Origin of the sequence: Flintibacter faecis, from assembly GCF_014287875.1 — a bacterium.
GTDB classification, from domain to species: Bacteria; Bacillota; Clostridia; order Oscillospirales; family Oscillospiraceae; genus Lawsonibacter; species Lawsonibacter faecis_A.
Genome location: NZ_JACOPN010000010.1, coordinates 47,474 through 68,228, shown reverse-complemented (window position 1 = coordinate 68,228; position 20,755 = coordinate 47,474). Strand labels below are relative to the sequence as shown.

The window sequence follows — 20,755 nt, the reverse complement described above, 5'->3', positions numbered from 1 at the left end:
GGGTAGGGAGAAAGAAAAACACTCTGGTCGAATGCTGCTAATGGTAACGCCAAAGTTACCGTTGGTATGTCGCAATCCTATCGCTGCTGCGATACCGTAAAAGCAGAAAGAGTTGCAGCGACGAACGGCGGGCGATGGCTTCTCGTTCACAGAATGTTTACAAATATTGACGAAGATAAAACAAGACACATTTCTATCGAAATTCATTTTGATCTCAAGCCCATCCCGGAGGTGGAACAGGTCACTGCCTGACCTGTCCCGCCGGGACGGTTCTCTTAAAAACACCATATAGATTTTTTGTACGCCGCCGCCCGCCATCGAGCAGAGTTTTACACCTAATTGGGGATAAAACAGCTCATGGCCGGCGGCGGTGTCGCCCTCATCGGCATCACCCTTGTACCTCTGCTCTCCGGCCTGTTCGGTTGATCGTCCGGCGGTGATCGCTTATGGGCGGCATACTCGACAAACTCGATGAATGGCTCCGAGGGCTGCTCATCGAGGGGATCACGGGAAACCTGTCGGGCATGTTCGATACGGTCAATACCAAAGTAGGCGAGATCGCCGGTGAAGTGGGACAGACGCCGCTGGCATGGAACAGCGGCGTCTTTTCTATGATCCGAAACCTCTCTGAAACGGTGATCGTTCCAATCGCCGGGGTTATCCTGACATTCGTAATGTGTTATGAGCTGATCCAGCTTGTGACAGAGAAAAACAATCTGCACGATGTAGATACCTGGATGTTCTTCAAGTGGATTTTCAAGACTTTCTGTGCCGTTCTCATTGTGACGAACACATGGAATATCGTCATGGGTATCTTCGATGTCGGGCAAAGCGTTGTGAACAGCAGCGCGGGCGTCATCATCGGGAATACCTCCATTGATATCAGCAGCGTCATCACGGATATGGAGGCGCAGCTTGAAGCCCTGGGCACGGGAGAACTGTTCGGGCTGTGGTTTCAGTCCCTTTTTGTGGGACTTACCATGAACGCCCTTTCCATCTGTATCATGCTTGTCATCTACGGCCGCATGATCGAGGTGTATTTGACGACTTCCGTTGGACCGATTCCGCTTGCCACTATGACAAACCGGGATTGGAGCCATACAGGACAGAACTACTTGAAATCCCTGTTTGCATTGGCGTTCCAGGCATTTCTAATCATGGTGTGCGTGGGAATCTACTCTGTTTTGGTACAGAGTATCGCCACGGACGGAAATATCTCAGGCGCGATATGGGCCTGCATGGGCTACACGGTCCTGCTGTGCTTCGCCCTGTTCAAGACCGGCAGCCTCTCTAAGAGCCTGTTCGGAGCGCATTAAGGAGGTGAAAATTTTGTAATACAATGGTATAATTGCTTTAGGTGGTGATAATATGGAACAACGAAAGCGACCGGGCGGAACGGATGGATTAGGATATTATACTTCATGGGACAAATCGGTTAAAAATGGATGTATATATTGTGGGAATCCTGCGACAACAAGGGAGCATGTACCTTCAAAAGCATTTCTAACGGAACCTTATCCCGAAAATATGGCTACAGTTCCGGCGTGTTTTGAATGTAATAATGGTTACTCTGATGATGAGAAATATGTATCTTGTTTCCTTGATGTACTAAAAGAGGCTGTTTACAGAGATTACACCCGACGAGTAGATACTAATCAACGGTTAGCAAAAGATGATCGCCTAAAAAAGCTTCTTGATGAACAGATAATAACAAATAACGGTGAGGTTCACTATACCATTGATGAAAACCGCTTATGCAGAATCATTGTAAAGCTTGCTAAGGGTCACGCAGGATTTGAAGTGGATCACATTTGCTTTGACGATACACAAGTCAGCCTAAAATATGATTTTGCGTTTAATATGTCAGAGGAAACTATTGATGAGTTTGAAGAAATTCCTCAAGTAGACATTGCTCCCGAAGTTGGTTCCAGAGGATGTATAACCCCATTTGTTGTACAAAATATAGGAACAGGAGAGGCTTTTGGTTTTATGTTCTGGAATCATGTGCAGGAAGGTCAATATCGTTACCAAGTGTCATATAACGAAGATGGTGGAATATGCGTTAAAATCGTAATTTACGAAATGCTATACTGTCGCATTGACTTCAACTAAAGCCAAATATTAAACAAAAAGCAACTGTGAGAATCAGTTGCTTTTTTCATTATAGGAGATGATAAATTGGCATATGTAACCATTCCAAAGGATTTGACGAAAGTAAAATCCAAAGTGTTGTTTGGGCTTACCAAACGGCAGCTTATATGTTTCGGAGCGGCGGCACTCATCGGAGTACCGCTTTTCTTTTTGCTCAGACGCACGGTCAGCAACAGCGCCGCCGCGTTCTGCATGATTATCGTCATGCTCCCGTTCTTTCTGCTCGCCATGTATGAGCGGCACGGCCAACCCCTGGAGGTGGTGGCCGGACAGGTCATCCGCTGTATGTTCCTGCGGACGAAGGAACGACCTTATCAGACAAACAATTTCTACGCAGCCCTGGAGCGGCAGGCCCAGGCGGAAAAGGAGGTGAAAGCCATTGTTCAGAAAGCGAAAGCCAGAGCCGCAGGCACGGCAGGCTGCAAAACCCACGGTAAAGCTCACCGCCGCGGAAAAGCGTGAGATCAGCCGTATCCTGGAAACTGCCAGAGGCGACGGCAAGGTACATTCCGCACAGGATACCTTACCGTTCCGCCAGATGTACCCGGACGGTCTGTGCAAGCTGGACGACCACACCTGGTCGAAGTGTATCGAGTTCGAGGATGTGAATTATCAGCTTGCAAAGCCTGACGACCAGACGGCGATTTTTGAAGCTCTCTGCGATATGTATAACGCCCATGACGCTTCTATCGGGATGCAACTCTCCCTTGTGAGCCGCCGCATGAACCGGGAGGATTTTGTGAAGCGTATCGAGATCGCGGCACAGGGAGATCACTTCGACCATATCCGTGAGCTTTACACGCAGATGCTCCGCAAGCAGCTTGAACGGGGCAACAACGGTCTTATCAAAACAAAGTATCTGACCCTCACCATCGAGGCACGGGACAGCAAAACCGCACGGGCACGATTTTCCCGGATCGTCATGGACGCCCTTAACCATTTCAAGGTCATGGGTGCTTTGGCAAAGGAGCTTGGCGGCAAGGAGTGGCTGGAAATGCTCCACGGCATCCTGCACCCGGACGGGGAACGGTTTGCCTTTGAATGGAGCTGGCTTGCCCCTTCCGGCCTGTCGGTCCAGGATTTTATCGCACCTTCTTCTTTCCGCTTCGGTGAAGCAAGGAAGTTCACGATGGCGGATAAATTCTGTGCCGTGTCCTTTCTGCAGATCAGCGCACCGGAAATGGATGACCGTATGCTCACCGAACTGCTGGATACGGACAGCGGGCTGCTTGTCAGCCTCCATATCCGCAGCATGGACCAGAACGAGGCAATCAAAACGGTCAAGCGAAAGATCACCGACATTGACAGTATGAAGATTGACGCGCAGAAAAAGGCTGTGCGTGAGGGTTTCGATATGGATATCATCCCCACCGACCTTGCCACCTACGCAGGCGAGGCAAAGAACATCCTCCGTGATCTGCAAAGCCGGAATGAGCGAATGTTTTTGATGACCTTTCTGGTGGTGAATTTTTCGGACAGCAAGCAAAAACTGGAGAATGACCTTCTCCGTGCGGCAAGCGTGGCGCAGAAATATAACTGTTCCCTGGTGCGGCTGGACTTCCAGCAGGAGGACGGCTTCGTGTCGGCTCTGCCCCTGGGTGTCAACCGCATTAAGATACAGCGCGGGCTTACCACTTCGGCGGTGGCGGTGTTCGTTCCCTTCACCACACAGGAGATTTTCCACGGCGGCGAAGCTCTCTACTACGGGCTCAATGCCACTTCCAGCAACATGATCCTTGCTGACCGCAAAAAGCTGAAAACGCCCAACGGCATGATCTTAGGTACGCCCGGCAGCGGCAAGAGTTTTTCAGCAAAGCGTTCCATCGTGGGTGTGTTCCTGAATACAAAGGACGATATTCTGATTTGCGACCCGGAGGCAGAATATTTTCCGCTGGTGAACCGTCTGGAAGGACAGGTCATCAAAATCTCTCCAACCAGCACGCAGTATGTGAACCCTATGGATATCAACCTCAATTACAGCGAGGACGATAACCCGCTGGCGCTGAAATCTGACTTTATCCTGTCATTCTGTGAACTGGCGGCAGGCGGCCGGAACGGTCTGGAGCCGGTGGAAAAAACGGTCATTGACCGTGCCGTGCGGATCGTGTACCGCCCCTATATCGCGGACCCCCGCCCGGAGAATATGCCGCTGCTGGAAGATTTGTATGACGAGATCAAACGGCAGCCGGAGCCGGAGGCACAGCGGATCGCGGCGGCACTGGAACTGTATGTACATGGCAGTTTGAATGTTTTTAACCACCGCACCAATGTGGATATCAACAACCGCATTGTCTGCTTCGATATCAAGGAGCTGGGAAAACAGCTCAAAAGCCTGGGTATGCTGGTGATCCAGGACCAGGTATGGAACCGTGTTTCCCAAAACCGGGATCAGGGCAAATCCACCTGGTATTTCGTGGACGAGTTCCATCTTCTGCTGCGAGGCGAGGTTGGTTCCTGGAGCGTGGAGATTTGGAAACGCTTTCGCAAATGGGGCGGAATCCCCACGGGGATCACGCAGAACATCAAGGACCTGCTTTCCTCCCCGGAGATCGAGAACATCTTTGAAAACAGCGATTTTGTATACCTTCTGAACCAGGCCAGCGGAGACAGAAAAATCCTCTGCGAGCGTCTGAACATCTCCAATCAGCAGGCGGCACATATCAGCAACGCAGGCCCCGGCGAGGGGCTGATCTTCTTCGGCAATGTGATCCTGCCTTTTGTGGATGACTTCCCGAAGGACAATGAACTTTACAGCATTATGACAACAAAGCCGGAGGAGGTGAGTTAAAACTATCCTAAGGTAATACAAATAGACTTTTATAGAGAATGGAGATATAATATGCACGAGGTGAACTGATATGAATACAACGATAATCGTTGCTCTTTTAGCGACATTTACTGCCATTATCACAGCTATTATTACTGATTCCTTAAACAAACATAGTAAGCTGAAATTTGAAGAGCGAAAATTAAAAGAGCAATACTATTTGGAATTTATTCATGCGTTAAGTGAGAATATGAATAACTCAGAGTCTGCGGAGGCAACCATAAGATATAACCATGCTTTCAATAATTTGACTATTATCGCAAGTCCTAAAGTTTTATCGTCTCTATATGAATTTGCAGACTTATTGATAAACCACCTAAAAAATAATAATGTTGCTGATTACGAAACTCAATATACTAAAGCATTTACCAGCCTAATCAAAGCAATGCGATCAGATTTGTATGGCAGCAAATCAAGCAAGGTTAATAAAGGATTGACCGAAATATATCTAATTAGTGGCATATTAAAATCTACTCCAACCGAATAGAAAGATTGTAGATTTAGCACTCGTGGAAATATCATGGGTGCTATTTTTATGCCCAGAAATGAGGTGAATACAAAATAGCAAATCAACTGACCCATGTGAGCCTGTTTTCCGGCATTGGCGGTCTGGATCTGGCGGCGGAGGCTGCCGGGTTTGAAACCGTCTGCCAGTGTGAGTGGGCGGATTTTCCGCACTCCGTCCTCTCTGCACGATGGCCGGATGTTCCAAGGTTCCGGGATATTACTACTTTCACGAAGGAGGCGTTTTTTGAAAAAACAGGACTTGAAACAGTTACCGTCATCTCAGGCGGCTTTCCCTGTCAGCCCTTCTCCACCGCCGGAAAACGGAAGGGATTTTCGGATGAACGCTACCTGTGGCCGGAAATGTGCCGCGTTATTACCGAACTGCGGCCCCGTTGGGTGCTTGGGGAAAATGTTGCTGGCTTCATCAATATGGGGCTCGACAAAACGATCTTTGACCTGGCAAAAGCGGGATACGCTGTTCTCCCATTCGTATTTCCGGCTTGCGGCGTCGGCGCATGGCATGAGCGCCAACGAACTTTTATCGTCGCGGCTGATGTTTCCCACACCCCTTGCCTCCGACAACAACACCGCCAGGGACGCGGCCAACCTGGATGTGTTCCTGTCGGACAATGGGATATTCCGCAAGCGGAACCGAAACGGGGCGATTTGGAGCCTCAGCCTGTCGGCGGCGGTATTCTATCTGACCCCGGTGGCGTCGGACGGTTTCCGCTCGACCTTGAAGCCATCAGCCTTCGATCCGGCGAAGAAGGGCGGAAACCTGTCGGCGCAGATCATCTCCCAGGAGCGGCCGGTGTCCGAAACGGCGGCGCTGAATCCGGATTGGGTGGAATGGCTCATGGGCTTCCCGAAAGGATGGACGGACGTATCCTCTGGGCCGCCGAACCGGAAGGAATCCCCCGCATGACCGAGCACATGGATGACCGGGCGCTGCGGCTGAAAACATTAGGAAATGCGGTCTGCCCGCCCCAGGCCTATCCCATTTTCCGCTATATCGCCATGATCGAGAATGGCACCTGCGGCGACTTTTGCCCCTATGGAAAGGAAGGCGACTGCCTATGAGGGAACTGAAAGCAACCGATAAGATCACGCAGAAAATGACCCGTGACGGTGCGGTATCGGAAAATCTTGCCACGGGCGAGGTGGAACATATCAGCAACCGGGAGCCGGAAACGGAACTGTCCTCTTCTTCGGAAGAATCCGCTGGCGCGGCTGCTGACCTTGCCCTGCGTGCAGCGGAGCACCATGAGAAGAAAACCGCACGAAAGGCGGAAAAGGCTGACGCCCAGGCGGTGCGGGACGGCTCTGCCGCAAGACGGCGCCCGTCCTCCCGTCTGCAATTCACCGAGGAAGAACGTGCCGATCCCGCACTTGGAAAGTACATTGACCGTTCCGACCGTGCGGCGGACAGGCTGGACGCGGCGAAAGCCGCCATCTCCACAAAGAAAGTTCTCCGTACCGAGCGAATTTTGGACGAGGCAGCTGGAAAAGGCAAAACGCAGCTTCACTTTGAAGAAGTGGAGAAACGCCCCAACGGACGCCTGCGGCACAATCCGCTTTCCCGGCCGGTCCATGAGATCGTTCACGCCGCCCATGCGAAGGTGCATGAGGTGGAACAGGAAAATGTGGGTGTTGAGGCTGGACACAAGGGCGAGGTGTTGACAGAACGCGGGCTTGCCTACGGAAAAGGTAAAGTCCGTGCCGCCGTCCACCATCACCGCACAAAGCCCTGGCGTGACGCGGCGAAGGCAGAGCAGGCTTCGGTCAAGGCAAACGCCGAGTACCTTTACCAAAAGGCACTGCATGATGATCCTGCATTGGCAGCTTCTAACCCGGTATCTCGCTTTCTGCAGAAACAGCGGATCAAGCGGAACTACGCAAAGGAGCTGCGACAGGCAGAGAAAACCGCAAAGAACACAGCAGCCACGGCGAAAAGTGCGGCGCAGAAAGCAAAGGACGCCTTCAAGGAAACATTCCTCTACATCAAGCACCATAGCCGGGCGGTGCTATTGGTGATCGGCATTGGCGCCTGTGTTGCTCTGCTGTTTGGCGGGGTATCTTCCTGTTCCATGATGGCAGGCTCCGGCGTGGGCGGTGTATTTACTTCTTCTTATCTCTCCGAGGATGCGGATATGCTGGCTGCGGAGGCGGCCTACTGCGAGTTGGAGCAGGAACTTCAATATGAGCTGAGCCACTATGAGGCTTTGCACCCCGGATATGACGAATACCGTTTTGACCTGGACGAGATCGAGCATGACCCTTATGTGCTGATCTCCATTCTCACGGCGTTCCATGAAGGGGTTTTCACCATCGACGAGGTTCAGGAGGAACTGCAAATGCTCTTTGAAAAGCAGTACATCCTGACGCAGACCGTGGAGGTGGAGGTACGCTATCGGACGGAGACACGGACAGACAGCGAGGGAAATAACTATGACGTGGAAGTACCGTACAACTACTATATCTGCGAGGTGAGGCTGGAAAACTTCGATCTTTCCCATGTGCCGGTCTACATCATGGACGAAGAAACGCTTTCCCTGTATGCGGTCTATATGGCAACGCTGGGAAACCGGGAAGATTTATTTCCCGGCTCCGGCTATGTGGACAAGTACACCAAACCGCCCACCACCTATGATATCCCGCCTTCCGCACTGGAAGATGAAACCTTTGCAGCGCTCATTACCGAGGCGGAGAAGTACATCGGATATCCTTATGTCTGGGGCGGCAGCAATCCGAACACTTCTTTTGATTGCTCCGGCTTCGTATCCTGGGCGCTGACGCAAAGCGGCGTCTGCAATACGGGCAGGCTGGGAGCCCAGGGGCTCTACAATATTTCCACCCCGGTATCCTCTGCCAACGCAAGACCCGGCGACTTGATCTTTTTCGTCGGCACTTACGATACACCGGGCGTTTCCCATGTGGGTATCTATGTGGGCGGTGGAAAAATGCTGCACTGCGGCGACCCCATCCAGTATGCAGATATCAACACAAGCTACTGGCAATCCCACTTTTACGCTTTCGGGCGACCGCCCTACAACTAAAAAACGATATGGAGGTAATTTGATTTATGGCAATGACACAGAAGATCCGCAACGATATTGCGAAAACCAAAGAAAAGATCGCGGAACAGCAGAAACGCCTTCGTGCGCTGGAGGCGCAGCTTGCGGAGGAAGAAAATCTGGAAATTGTCCGCATGGTGAAAGCCGTGAAAATGGACAACAAGGAGCTGACCGCCTTCCTGAAAGCCTACGCCAGCGGTATGATCTCCCTGCCGGAAGGTATGCTGCAGGAGGCCAGCACCGAGCATGAGGAAACGGAGGGATACGAGGATGAAACATAACTCTATGACAAAAATGGTATCGGCTCTTTTGGCGGTGGTGCTCAGCACTGCCGCTTTTTCTGTCACTGCCTTTGCCAGCGGCGGCGAGGAAAGCACGGAATCCGTGACCGAACAGGAAACGGTCGGGGATGTTTCTGATCTGCTTTCCGCTCTGGCAGGCAGCCAGGTCACGGTATCCGTCACCGATGATGGTATCCAGTTCAGTTCCGGCGAAAATGACTCTGAGCAGACCGGCACCGTCACCACGGGCGGCGGCAATTTGAATGTCCGCACGGGTGCGGGAATGGACTACACCGCCTTCACCCAGCTTCCCAATGGAACGACCGTGAAGGTGATTGGCACGGACGGCGACTGGCTGAAGGTCATCCTGCCGGAGAAAGTCGGCTATGTCTATTCCGGCTACATGACGGTAAGTGACGGCGAGGCTGGTTCCGGGGAAGGTCCTTTCTCTCTGGACGCGGAAACATTGGAAAATGTGCTGGGGATTCTGGGCGGCGGTCTGAATAGCGGTGCCGCCCTGACACCGGACGGGAACCTGTCACTGATTGACGATATCGGCAGCCCTGCCGCCAGCGGCAAGCAGTTTATTACAGTAGAAACGAAGAACGACAATGTGTTCTATCTCATTATCGACCGTGACGACGAGGGCGAGGAAACCGTGCATTTTCTGAACCAGGTGGATGAAGCCGATCTCATGGCGCTCACGGAGGATGGAGAAAAGGCGGAAACACCTATTGTCTGCACCTGTACGGAAAAGTGCCAGGCCGGTGCGGTCAATACCGCTTGCCCGGTCTGCGTAAAAAACCTCAGTGAATGTGTTGGTACAGAACAGAAAGCTGCGGAGCCCACCGAGCCGGAGAATCCGAAGCCTGAAAAGAAAAGCAATACCGGGGCGATCCTGGCTGTGCTGCTGATCCTTGCAGCCGGAGGCGGCGCAGCGGTCTATTTCCTGGTTCTGAAACCGAAGCAGGGCAAGAAAGTTCCCGCTGATCTGGATGATTTCGACCTGGAGGATGAAGAAGAATATCTGACTGAGGACGAGGAAACGAAATAGTTAAAAAATATAGCTCTCACCGTCAAACATTAGCGGTGAGAGCCTATTATTAACTCATTTGAACTGATGCTAGTTGCGCCCTATCAGATAACATTAGCCATAAAATCTCATTTAACGCCGAATCAAGATTAATACATATGTTGCCGTATGTCCAGTTCTCAATGCTATATTCAAATTCATCGTACCAGAAGTTTTGCATAAAAGAGTTGCGATACTGGTCTAATAGTTGCTGTACGGCCTCAAAATCACCATGTCCAATTTTATTTCTAAGTTTACGCACAATTTCAGAGAACAATGCGCGTTCTTCGACAGGTATTCTATCTGGAAGGAACTGCGGAAGTTTACGTTCGAGTTCTCCTACAGTTTTTCCGTTTCCTTTAGGAGTGATAATAAGCATTTCAATAAGGGACATCACTTTGAATATATGATAGGCATCATGAGATTCGTCGTTGAACACGGCATTGACTATGTAATCAAACAGCCAAAAATCTTTATCTGTGACTAAGAAATTGTCAATTAGACTACCTATATATTCTAGAGACTTTACCCCTCCTGCTGTATAGTCAGGTATTGAAATCGGATAATTAGGATGCGGATGTAGCATTGCTCCTAAAAAATTAAGTATCAAAGGCTTTTGCTGAAAATCATCGGAGTTATAAGTTGAGAAAGGTATTTGATTTGGAATAACTGTTTGAGCCGATTGTGACGACTGTATTTTACAACATAAATTCAAAAACTTTCTTGGATATTGAGGCTCGCATGTCGGGCTATCTAAATGATCGTTTTTCATCTGCAATAACGAATTATCAAAGTCTAAGACTTGGATTTCAATTAAGTGTTCAGCAATAATCTGCATGGAAGTTTTTCCTTCTTCTTGCCAACCTAATTGGAACACTATCTTTTCTAAATTATAACGGTCAGAGGCCCAGGCAGTATCATATCCTGATTTTTTGAATGAAGATATCTCATGTTCATGAATTAAGAGTTCTTCTTCAAAATCATCTTGTAATCCTTCTACCCAATCTGGTGCAGGATTACAAATACCAATTCCTAATTTTTTAGAAATTATCGTTTCCGGTATCTTACCATACATATTCATCAGAACCAAATCAATCACCCCATGTAATTATTGTACCACAAAAGGAGAAAATATGAAGCTAATAATCACAGAAAAACCAAGTGTAGCAAAATCTATCGCGTCGGCCCTAGGTGCTAAATCCGGGGCCGATGGTTATTTTCAGGGGAACGCCCTGATCGTTTCCTGGTGTGTAGGGCACCTTGTTTCCCCCATGGATGCGGCGGGCTATGACGAGCGTTTCAAGAAGTGGCGCTATGACGACCTTCCCATCCTGCCGGAGCCTTTCCGCTATGTGTTGGCGCCGGGCAAGGAGGACGCTTTTGAAAATCTCCGCGTCCTGATGGACCGCCCCGATGTGGATACCATCGTCAATGCCTGTGACGCCGGACGTGAGGGAGAGCTGATCTTCCGTCTGGTGTATGAAATGACCGGCTGCCGCAAGCCGGTCCTTCGCCTCTGGATTTCCTCGATGGAGGACAGCGCTATCCGAGAGGGCTTTTCTGACCTGCGCCCCGGCGCCGATTATGAATCCCTGTATCAATCCGCCCTCTGCCGCCAGAAAGCGGATTGGCTGGTGGGGATCAACGCCGCGCGCCTTTTCTCCGTTCTCTATCACCGCACCTTGAATGTGGGCCGTGTTCAGACCCCCACACTGGCAATGCTGGCGGAGCGTGACGCGAAGATCACGCTGTTCCACAAAGAAAAATATCATCTGCTGCGCCTGACGCTGGATGGAGCCGAAGCAGTGTCGGAGAAATTCACCGATCCGGCGAAGGCGGAACAGGCAGCGGCCATGTGCAAGGGTGCGGCCGTCACCTGTACCGCTGTCACGAAAGAGCAGAAAAAAGAACAGCCTCCGAAGCTCTATGACCTTACCACCTTGCAGCGTGAGGCAAACCGCCTGTTCGGATACACGGCGAAGCAGACCCTTGACTACGCCCAGAGCCTCTACGAAAAGAAGCTGCTGACCTATCCCCGCACGGACAGTCGGTATCTGACCTCCGATATGGCGGAAACGGCGTCCTGCGTGATCCACCTGGCGGCGAAACTGCCGCCTTTTGATAGCTGCACAGACTTCTTCCCTCTGATGGAGACCATGATCTCCGATAAGGATGTATCCGACCACCACGCCATTATCCCCACGATGGAGATTGAAAAGGCAGATATCAAGGGTCTGCCTCTGGGCGAGCGCAATTTGTTCCTCCTTGTCTGCTGCAAGCTGCTGTGTGCGCCGGCGGAGCTGTATATGTATGAGGCAGTCACGGCAACTTTCGACTGCGGCGGCCATTCCTTTACCGCAAAGGGCAAGCGCATCCTCTCCGAAGGCTGGCGGGAGATCGACCGCATTTTCCGTGCTTCCCTGAAAGAAAGACCTGCGGATGGGGACGGCGATACGCTCCCGGACTTCGCCGAAGGGCAGACTTTTGACGGTGCGGAGGTTGCTGTTACCGAGCATTTCACCCAGCCGCCGAAGCCCTATACCGAAGATACCCTCCTGTCCGCTATGGAGAACGCAGGCAAAGACAATATCCCCGACGAGGCGGAACGAAAAGGTCTTGGCACGCCTGCGACCAGGGCGGCAATCATCGAAAAGCTGGTGGCTGCCGGATTTGTGGAGCGAAAGGGCAAGAGCCTGATCCCCACAAAAGCCGGTATCAACCTTGTCACGATTCTACCGGAGCCACTGACCTCTCCCATGCTGACAGCGGAATGGGAGCAGAAATTGACGGAGATCGCAAAAGGCGGCGCTGACCCGGATACCTTCATGGATGGTATCCGCACGATGGTTCAAGAGATCGTGTCCACCTATTCCTGCATTTCCGAGGATGGCAAAAAGCTGTTTGCCCCGGAGAAGGAAGTGATTGGTACCTGCCCCCGCTGCGGCCAGCCGGTTTATGAGGGCAAGAAGAACTTTGCGTGTTCGGATCGGTCCTGCGGTTTCGTCCTCTGGAAAAATGACCGCTTCTGGACGAGCCGCAAGAAGGAGCTGACAAAGAAGATGGCAACGGACCTTCTGAAAAAGGGACGTACCAATGTCAAGGGAATGTGGTCTGAAAAGAAACAGGCTGCTTATGACGCTGCGGTGATCTTGGATGACACGGGTGGCAAATACATCAACTTCAAACTGGAATTTCCGAAAAGAAAGGAAGGTGTCAATGGCAGAAAATAAGACTTTGGAACATTTACCCGAAGTGAGGGCGGCGGTGACTGCCCTCTCCCCGGAGGACCGGGAGGTGCTGGCGGCGGTGCAGACCTCGCCCTTCAAGCTGACAACACCAGAGCAGTTTAAGGAGTTTGCGGACAACATTGACTATTTCGTATTTGAGCCCAATATCCACGATCTGAATGATCTGGGGTGGCGGTATCTGGCGCAGCACATGGATATGCTGCTGCCCCCGGAACTTCTGAAAGCAATCGACCCTGTTCCGTTTGGCAAGTACTCCATGCAGGAGGAACAGGGCCATTTTACGGAACACGGATATATTTCTCTTTCCGGCGACGAGTGGGTGCATGAACGCCCTGCGGAGCCGGAGAAAAAGCCCTCCATCCGGGAACGGCTGGAACAGGGCAAGAAGGAATGTGCAGAGAAAAGCAAGGCGCAGCCCCATAAGGAAAAATCTGCGCCGGAACTGTAAGGAGGTGCTGATATGCCATATTACGATCACAACAAGGATTATCCCTTTGCCGCTTTTATCACCAATCTTGGGAAATATAACGAGGGCGAGCTTGTGGGCGAGTGGGTGAAGTTTCCCACCACCGCCGAGGAATTGAAGGAAGTGTTTAAGCGGATCGGGATCGGCCAGAAGGATGACTTCGGCCAGCCCTATGAGGAATGGTTCATCACGGACTATGACTGCTATGTGGACGGTCTTTACAGTAAGCTGGGTGAATATGAGAATCTGGACGAGCTGAATTATCTGGCGTCGAAGCTGGATGAAATGAGCGAAAGCGAATACGCACAGTTTCAGGCCGGTATGGAAATGGGCGACCATTGCGGCAGCCTGCAGGAGATCATCAACCTCACCGAGAATCTGGATTGCTATGAGGTTTACCCCGATATCCATGACTATGACGATCTGGGCCGCTATTACATCGAAGAACTGGACGTTATGCAGGTGCCAGAGCATTTGCGGAATTACATCGACTATGAGGCCTACGGCCGGGACGTTGCGTTGGAGGAAAACGGCACCTTCACGGATCAGGGCTATGTGCGTGATACGGGTGACAATTTCCATGAGTATTACGACGGTGAGCGCGGCAGTATCCCCGACGAGTACCGGGTGATGACCTTTCAGGACGATCTTCCCGAAGAAGAAAAATCCGAGTGGGCTATGGATATCGCCTTTGACATGGATGAGTTTTTCCGTCAGAACGATCCGCAGTATGCGGCGGAGTACCCGGAGGCGCACGCCGCAAAGGAAGAAATTTACGAAAGCCTGATGGCCGGGCGCATTTCCGCTCTGGATGAAAAGCTTGCGGCGCTGGGGCAGACGCAGGAGGACTATCTTCCCTCGGAGATCGAAAAATTCAAGGACGCCACGGGCTATGAGGAATTTCTTGATTTTGACCCGGCGGAGGTCAAGGCCGCTTTGGATGACCCGGAGAAGTCACATGCGGATGAAATGCTGTCCGCTGCGGAGAAGGTTGCCTCGGAAAAGATGACTGTGCTTGTAGTGGAGCCTATGAAGGAACCCTATGTGAAGGAGATCGACCCCGATCTCCATTCCCTGCAGGCGGAGGTCGGCGGAGACATTGGCGCAACTTATCCCTATTCTGATCCGGTGGCGCTGGTTTGCAATGATGAAGGAAAGCTCATAGGGCTTAATCTGAACCGTGGGCTGCGGGATGAAAATGGAGAAATTTATGATATCGTAGCAGGGACTTTCCTGGTGGTTGGACTTGGTGAGGAAGATTTTGCATCCCTGTCCCCGGAACTGATTCAGAAATACACGGAACAGTTCAAAACGCCGGAACGATTTATGCAGATCAATGGCAATATCGTTGTTCTTCCTGTCCCGGCAGAGAAGCAAGACCTCGCTTATCTGCCAGACCGTTTTGAAACCGGCGAACGTGTGCAGACACCGAGGGGCAGCTTTCAGGTGACGGCTATGAGCCGGGAGCAGATGGAGGCAGCCGGTTATGGCATCCACCATATCTCCGATGATGGAAAGTACCTTATCATGGGAAACGGCACACGGGCCTTTGCCGTGGCAGCGGAGCAGCCGGAAAAGGACAATCCTCTCCGCACCGCTGAAATGACGATGGAGGATGACTACGGCATGATCGACGGCGTTATCAACAATGGCAGACGCGGTGAGGAATTGGAAAAAGCCCAGGAGTACGCAGAACGGACAACGACGGAGAAGCCTTCCATCCGTGAGCGGTTGGAGGACGCAAAACGGGAGTGTGCCGAGCACAAGCCCCCGGAGGGCAAGAAGCCCGGCCGTGATGTGCCGGAGCATGATTGCCTATGAGCCGAAGCAAGAAATGGCGGCTGGAATTGGCGTTCTTCCTGGGCGAGAACGGCAGGCGGCAGTATAACCATATCTGCAAAAAATGTGTTCACGGCTGCAAGCAGAGTTTCCGGGCGTGTCTGGTCGCTTGTCCGCATTACAGTTCCAAACGGTCTAAAATCTGTGAAGATAAGGGTGGAAAAACCGCAGAATAATTCCCTGTACCCGTATTTTCAAAGGGAGCCTTTATGATTTTTCATATGTCGGGCTGCTTGCTGGCACATGAAGAAAAAGGCTTGATTTCAAACACTTTCTGTTACGCAAAACGGGAGTACAGCTTTTCGGTTCGTCCGATCGGCTGTACTCCCGCTTTTCTTTTTGCTTAGAACTGCGTAAAAATCTCGGCTATCTCTGCTTCATACTCTGCATATTCAGCTGAATCAAACAAATGATTTTGAGGGTTATCTAATGTAATAATTTTTACATCATCAATAGTCGAAGCCATATTTCTTCCCTGGATAGACGCAACTATAATCTGGTTACTGGTTTTGTCCCATGTGAGCAAAGTACGGATAATAGATTCCAAATGCTCATCATCCTGCTCCAAAACATTCGGGGAATCAATGACCATCGGGAATGTTATCAAATCAGGAGCTGTCGAATGTTGTGTTTCGACAAATGCGAGCATTTGTGCAATTTTGCACCGAGGACCATATGCTCCACTTGCACTAAGATGTGTACCAGGTTCACTTTCTGTCTCGACTTGATCCGAAGGAATATCAAGTCCAGCAAGCAGGCGCGTTAGATTTCCTTGATATACTGTGTTGACTTGCTCTCTCTCCTGCGTATAAACTGATAGTCGCTGATTGATTTCTGCACTATCTTTACGTAGTCGGTCAATTTCCGAGGAATTGTAACTAATTTGATCCCCGTATTCTTTTAGAAGCTGGTTTGTAGCCTTTGATTTAACATAAGTATTATAAGCTTCTCTATCGGCTGTCAGTTCTTTTTCGAAATCTTTTAGTCCCTGCTGTTTAGCCTCAAATTTTCTCTTTAATTTTACAATCTGCTTTTCTAAGCGTTTCTGCCCCTCGGCAGCTACCGTATAGTCCTCCAGCAGCGATTCACGTAAATAAATTTTTTCAAGCCTTTGCGTCAGAACCTGTTCAAACACCATGCCGCAGCGAGGGCATTCAATCGTTTCTCCACTTACAAAATCCTCGTTCGGGACTTTTTTCTTAATATATTTGGAGAGTAGCTCCTTTTCATGCGTTAGCTGAATCAAGTCATCTTCAGCCTTTAGTAAGGCTGATCGCGTTTGAGTTAACTCTTCAAGTATTCTCTTTATCTCTTGTTGCCTGGAAGATATGGCCCGCTCCAATGAGGCTGTATCAAAGGACATTTGAATCGCATTGAGCCCAGCTTGCAGTGTTTCTATTACCATTCGATACCTATCGATTTCCTTTGCAAGTTCATCAATCCGTTTTTTGTTCGCCTTGCAGCGCTTTGATATTTCAACGTAGCTATTATCAAGGACACCCAAGTGGAAAAAATAGCTGTTCTTTCTTTGTGGTAAATCAAACTGAGCCATTTTGTCAAACGAAGAAGAGTTCACTGCCCAGCCATTCTCTTGATCCACATAATAGGGCATATAATAAAATGCCGGAGGACACTTTATTATTGTTCCATCACGGTCCTTAGATACAAGATCTATCTCTAGGTCAAATATCTCGCAAAGCCTTTCTTCAAAGTCTCCGACTGATTGGTAGCACCCGTCAAACACTCCATCACAGTATAATACAAAAGTGTTCTTGAGCCGTGCAACTCGATATAGATGTGCATTAAGTGAAAAATCAATATAGGTAAGTAAATTTAGCCTCTTAATTGGGTTCGGATAATACACTTCTGCGCCGAGTGTATAATATATGGATTTCATTATTACGGATTTGCCTAAGTGGTTGCGTGTACTGGTAAGTAAGTTCTTTTTAGGCGAAAAGGAAATTCGCTTAGCTTCCTTATTTGTAAGGTCAACCATTGTGATGGAAGATACCACCAAATTCATGTACCCACACCTCCATAGCAATACTTATATATCAAGATCATTATGAGCGTTTTTAGGTAGTACTCATCTTGGTAGCAGGTTGGAACAAAATCACAATCACTGGCTTTAGCATAGACAGCATTAAATAATCCAACCATATCATCTATACCATTTTGATTTTCGGATTCTATAAATTCTAACAATGTTTTTTTAAGGGCCACGAATGCGGAAATGTTGGAATACATATCCATCTTAATCTGTTGATACTTTGAGCTATATCGGCGACGCGCTGATATGGATGCAACATTGAAGTCAGAGAATAGCTTCTCTGGGGCCGGAATTTGAATTGCCAATCCGCAGGATATGATTTCTTTAATAGTTCTGCCGTCAAGCCCTTTCTTGCTCATAATTTCTTGTACATCTGTACAATCCTCATTTATTTCCTCGTTAAATCGTTTATCGAGTTCGTCGTATAAAACTGTAAAAATTGATTTTGCTGTCGCAACTTGTAAATTAGCATCCTGCCCAAGTAAGAAATCCTGAAATTCGTGTTCAACTTCTGCTTTGTGGTTTTTCGTTGAGAGTAAAGAACGAACAAAGAAAAACTTTGACAAATCAATGTCTGCTTCGTTTACATTCTGGTCTTTAGCAATAGCTTTACGAATTTTCTTGATGTTTTCTTCAATCGCTTTATCGTCTAATCCTGTTCTTTCATTAGGGAATACCTCGGTGCCGGATACGACTATATCTGTATTGCACACTAATGATGCGCTATCAACATAGCCGCTATACTTTAGTGCATTGCGATACAGTTTTTGAAACCATTCATCTTTAATTACAGCAGACAAAAGATACTGTCTGTCCGTAGATTTAGTCTTAATCTGATACAAATGAATGGCCGAAGGATTATCAGGGTCACTAATGACAGAGACATCCTCTATGTAATCCATCATTACAAGAAAATCTGTGGAGTAAAAATCCATGATTAACTGGATTGCATAGCTTATTTGGATAGTTAAGCGATTTTTTGTGCGTGATCCAGCAATTTCCTTGTGGCAACTAGAAATAAGATCACCCAATGACATATGCAACCCTTCCCTCGTAGATAGATTCGCAGGAGTATTTTTGTTAATTATACCATTTGCACAACTACTACTCAAGGGAAAATCGCCGTTTTATACAAATCAAATTGAATCGGAAGATATGTTATTTACTCTTGCCTATCAACCTCCACACCGTCAGCGGCACATACCACACTGCCACGATCAGCCGCCATGCCAGAATGAAACCACCGATCACGCCGCCGATAATAAAGTTCAACGCAAACAGGGCGATTCCTCCACCCAGGGAGCCGCCACCCGGCACGATCCAGAGGCACATCCGATGGAGGCCAAACGGCAGCCCGCAGAGTATCCAGAGCCATACATAGTCAAGCTCTCCGTTCTTCATGCAGGCGGATTTGAAGATACAATACAGAATCAGTGCCACGGTCACGGGCAGTATACTTTTGAAGAATAATGCTTTGATTGCTTCGCTTCTTGTCATCGGTAAAACCTCCTTCCGCAGTTCCATTATACAGGATGCCGGGAGCTGCGCCCAGCGTCTTTCAGAGAAAATTATTCAAGTTCATGTCGCCGCTGTTGTTCCTGTTCCTTCGGAACGGTCAGTAGTGCATCTACATTCTGTTTAACAGTATCGTATTCCTGGGCTTCGGTTCTTGCGGCTTTGTATTCAGCAAGGAGCCGTTCCTTTTCTGCGTTGAGATTGGCAAGCTCCGTTTTCATGCTTTCCGTTGTCGGCAGCGGCACAGCCCCCAGCTGTTTCAATTCTCTGGTGGCCGCTTCAAAAAGGATGATCTCGCCCTCATGCCCCCGCAGGAACTTTTCTTTATCATTCGATTTACGGTATCGGTCATAAAGCGGCTTTAGCTGACGGTAAGTTCCGGCGTACTTCATCACAAGGGCAAGTTCGGCACTTCTACTTTCTATCCGCTTGATTTCTGCATGAGCGGTATCCCTGCGTGCGGATACTGCGTTCAATTTGCTTTCCAGTTCTCCATAACTGCTTATCCCGTGTTCGGTCAGGAAATTCATGGTCTTGGCGGCCTGTTTCAGATTGTTCAGCTTCGCCCAATGGGTGAAGCCTGCACTCTGCTGTGCCTTGATGTTGTTCTGGATATCAATGAGCAGACTGATCTTTCCGTTCCGCTGTTTCGGCTGGTGGGAAGGTCTGGCGCGTCCGGCGATCCGGGCGGCAAGGGCTTCTTCGGTGTAGTCCACACCCAGAGTTTTCAGACGGGTGAATCGTTCCTGATCCGGTGCTCTGGCGGAGATATATTTGCCCCGCTTGATCTCATAGCCTTCTCTCTGCAGGCGACGAAGCAGTTCTTCTAAATCGGAACAGGCTGGCAGGAGTCGGTCGATTGCCGCTTTCAGCTTTGCCTTATAGCTGGTACCGTTCTGCGTAGCCTGATGTTCAATATAGCTCTTGCCCTTGTCCTGTCCGGGGATGATGACGGACAGACCGTGTTCTTTGCAAAGCCTGTCCGAAGTGCGGCGGATATAGTGATAACTCCGCTTGTTGGAATGATAGTGCTTGTGATCCGCAAAGCTGACCGCATTGAAAATCAGGTGGTTATGAATATGATCTTTGTCTATGTGGGTGGTAAGGACAAACTCATACTTGCCGCCCAGGATTTCTTTTGCAAGTTCCATTCCGATCTCATGAGCCTGTTCCGGCGTGACCTCCCCAGGCTGAAAGGCTTGGATCAGGTGGCGGCCCAGGTTTGTTCCCTTGTCGATGGCATGGCGGCGGGTCCAGGCAAATTCGATATCCGCAGTTTCAGCGGCACAGCCATAGGAGGATACAAGCAGTTTTCCGTCCGTCTTTTTCGGGTTGCAGATATAGTCAATGGCTGCTTTCAGCGTTGACTTGATAGGATGCGTCTTTGTAACTGCCATATCTCGTCCAGCCTTTCCCGTATCTCATCCATGTCAGCTTGATACGCATGACCTCCGGCGTTGATTCGCTTGGCGATCTGATTGATGTTCCGACCAATGGCGGAAAGCTCTTTGGTGAACGCCTTGATATCTGCGGTGTCCGTATAGATGATATACCCGTCAATCGCCATCTTGCGGAGGTAGGCACCATATCTGCGTGTGGGTAACTGGCTCATTTTTTCGTCTATGAGCCGCTTTTCGTCCTCCGTAACATAGAATTTCATTTGGATATTCCGCTTTCGGTTTGCCATGCGCCGCCTCCGTTCTTTATAAGGGTTTGGGACTATCC

Annotated in this window: 18 protein-coding genes and 1 pseudogene; 13 read left to right on the top strand and 6 right to left on the bottom strand. The window is 49.6% G+C overall.

Going from position 1 to position 20,755, the window contains the following annotated elements; translation table 11 throughout:
* Positions 1-342 precede the first annotated feature (342 nt).
* From H8S55_RS12640 to H8S55_RS14595, 10 genes and pseudogenes are all read left to right on the top strand, one after another.
* Positions 343-426, top strand: a pseudogene (locus H8S55_RS12640) (Maff2 family mobile element protein); the annotation flags it as partial.
* Positions 427-446: 20 nt separating this feature from the next.
* Positions 447-1,316, top strand: a complete 870-nt coding sequence (locus H8S55_RS12635) for a VirB6/TrbL-like conjugal transfer protein, CD1112 family (RefSeq protein ID WP_021739912.1) — start codon at positions 447-449, stop codon at positions 1,314-1,316.
* A gap of 52 nt (positions 1,317-1,368) precedes the next feature.
* Positions 1,369-2,112, top strand: a complete 744-nt coding sequence (locus H8S55_RS12630; protein ID WP_186879228.1) for a hypothetical protein — start codon at positions 1,369-1,371, stop codon at positions 2,110-2,112.
* Positions 2,113-2,178: 66 nt separating this feature from the next.
* Complete coding sequence (locus H8S55_RS12625; RefSeq protein WP_186879227.1) at positions 2,179-2,613, top strand: PrgI family protein; 435 nt, start codon at positions 2,179-2,181, stop codon at positions 2,611-2,613.
* The gene (locus H8S55_RS12620) at positions 2,531-4,939 is read left to right on the top strand and encodes a VirB4-like conjugal transfer ATPase, CD1110 family (RefSeq protein ID WP_186879226.1); all 2,409 of its coding nucleotides are present in this window, start codon (positions 2,531-2,533) and stop codon (positions 4,937-4,939) included. The genes H8S55_RS12625 and H8S55_RS12620 overlap by 83 nt, the downstream gene beginning before the upstream one ends.
* A 70-nt stretch (positions 4,940-5,009) precedes the next feature.
* Positions 5,010-5,465 carry a hypothetical protein gene (locus H8S55_RS12615; RefSeq protein WP_186879225.1) on the top strand — a complete coding sequence of 152 codons (456 nt, stop codon included), beginning with the start codon at positions 5,010-5,012 and terminating at the stop codon, positions 5,463-5,465.
* Positions 5,466-5,539: 74 nt separating this feature from the next.
* Entirely contained in the window at positions 5,540-6,565 is a 1,026-nt protein-coding gene (locus H8S55_RS12610) for a DNA cytosine methyltransferase (protein ID WP_186879233.1), read from the top strand.
* Positions 6,562-8,541 carry a C40 family peptidase gene (locus H8S55_RS12605; protein WP_186879224.1) on the top strand — a complete coding sequence of 660 codons (1,980 nt, stop codon included), beginning with the start codon at positions 6,562-6,564 and terminating at the stop codon, positions 8,539-8,541. Before H8S55_RS12610 ends, H8S55_RS12605 begins: the two co-directional genes overlap by 4 nt.
* Positions 8,542-8,567: 26 nt before the next feature.
* Positions 8,568-8,840, top strand: coding sequence for a DUF4315 family protein (locus tag H8S55_RS12600; RefSeq protein ID WP_186879223.1), 273 nt, complete (start codon positions 8,568-8,570; stop codon positions 8,838-8,840).
* A 4-nt stretch (positions 8,841-8,844) separates the two neighbouring features.
* The gene (locus H8S55_RS14595) at positions 8,845-9,894 is read left to right on the top strand and encodes a CD1107 family mobile element protein (protein WP_243200607.1); all 1,050 of its coding nucleotides are present in this window, start codon (positions 8,845-8,847) and stop codon (positions 9,892-9,894) included.
* A 49-nt stretch (positions 9,895-9,943) separates the two neighbouring features.
* Here H8S55_RS14595 and H8S55_RS12590 read toward each other — a convergent pair whose 3' ends face one another.
* Complete coding sequence (locus H8S55_RS12590) at positions 9,944-11,002, bottom strand: hypothetical protein (protein WP_186879221.1); 1,059 nt, start codon at positions 11,000-11,002, stop codon at positions 9,944-9,946.
* Positions 11,003-11,045: 43 nt separating this feature from the next.
* Between H8S55_RS12590 and H8S55_RS12585 the strand changes: the two genes are divergently transcribed.
* From H8S55_RS12585 to H8S55_RS12575, 3 genes are read left to right on the top strand one after another with little or no spacing between them, the layout of a single operon-like run.
* Positions 11,046-13,142 carry a type IA DNA topoisomerase gene (locus tag H8S55_RS12585; RefSeq protein ID WP_186879220.1) on the top strand — a complete coding sequence of 699 codons (2,097 nt, stop codon included), beginning with the start codon at positions 11,046-11,048 and terminating at the stop codon, positions 13,140-13,142.
* On the top strand, positions 13,129-13,608 hold the full coding sequence (locus tag H8S55_RS12580) for a hypothetical protein (protein ID WP_186879219.1): 480 nt from the start codon (positions 13,129-13,131) through the stop codon (positions 13,606-13,608). Before H8S55_RS12585 ends, H8S55_RS12580 begins: the two co-directional genes overlap by 14 nt.
* A gap of 12 nt (positions 13,609-13,620) precedes the next feature.
* Positions 13,621-15,447 (top strand): antirestriction protein ArdA, encoded by a 1,827-nt coding sequence (locus H8S55_RS12575; RefSeq protein ID WP_186879218.1) that lies wholly within the window; start codon positions 13,621-13,623, stop codon positions 15,445-15,447.
* 361 nt (positions 15,448-15,808) lie between these two features.
* Here H8S55_RS12575 and H8S55_RS12570 read toward each other — a convergent pair whose 3' ends face one another.
* From H8S55_RS12570 to H8S55_RS12550, 5 genes are all read right to left on the bottom strand, one after another.
* Positions 15,809-17,488 carry a hypothetical protein gene (locus H8S55_RS12570; protein ID WP_186879217.1) on the bottom strand — a complete coding sequence of 560 codons (1,680 nt, stop codon included), beginning with the start codon at positions 17,486-17,488 and terminating at the stop codon, positions 15,809-15,811.
* Positions 17,485-18,552 carry a dsDNA nuclease domain-containing protein gene (locus tag H8S55_RS12565; protein ID WP_186879216.1) on the bottom strand — a complete coding sequence of 356 codons (1,068 nt, stop codon included), beginning with the start codon at positions 18,550-18,552 and terminating at the stop codon, positions 17,485-17,487. The genes H8S55_RS12570 and H8S55_RS12565 overlap by 4 nt, the downstream gene beginning before the upstream one ends.
* A gap of 121 nt (positions 18,553-18,673) precedes the next feature.
* Positions 18,674-19,012 carry a DUF6050 family protein gene (locus H8S55_RS12560; RefSeq protein ID WP_186879215.1) on the bottom strand — a complete coding sequence of 113 codons (339 nt, stop codon included), beginning with the start codon at positions 19,010-19,012 and terminating at the stop codon, positions 18,674-18,676.
* Between the two features lie 71 nt (positions 19,013-19,083).
* The gene (locus tag H8S55_RS12555; protein WP_186879214.1) at positions 19,084-20,427 is read right to left on the bottom strand and encodes a relaxase/mobilization nuclease domain-containing protein; all 1,344 of its coding nucleotides are present in this window, start codon (positions 20,425-20,427) and stop codon (positions 19,084-19,086) included.
* On the bottom strand, positions 20,388-20,717 hold the full coding sequence (locus tag H8S55_RS12550) for a MobC family plasmid mobilization relaxosome protein (RefSeq protein ID WP_173727866.1): 330 nt from the start codon (positions 20,715-20,717) through the stop codon (positions 20,388-20,390). The genes H8S55_RS12555 and H8S55_RS12550 overlap by 40 nt, the downstream gene beginning before the upstream one ends.
* Positions 20,718-20,755: the final 38 nt, after the last annotated feature.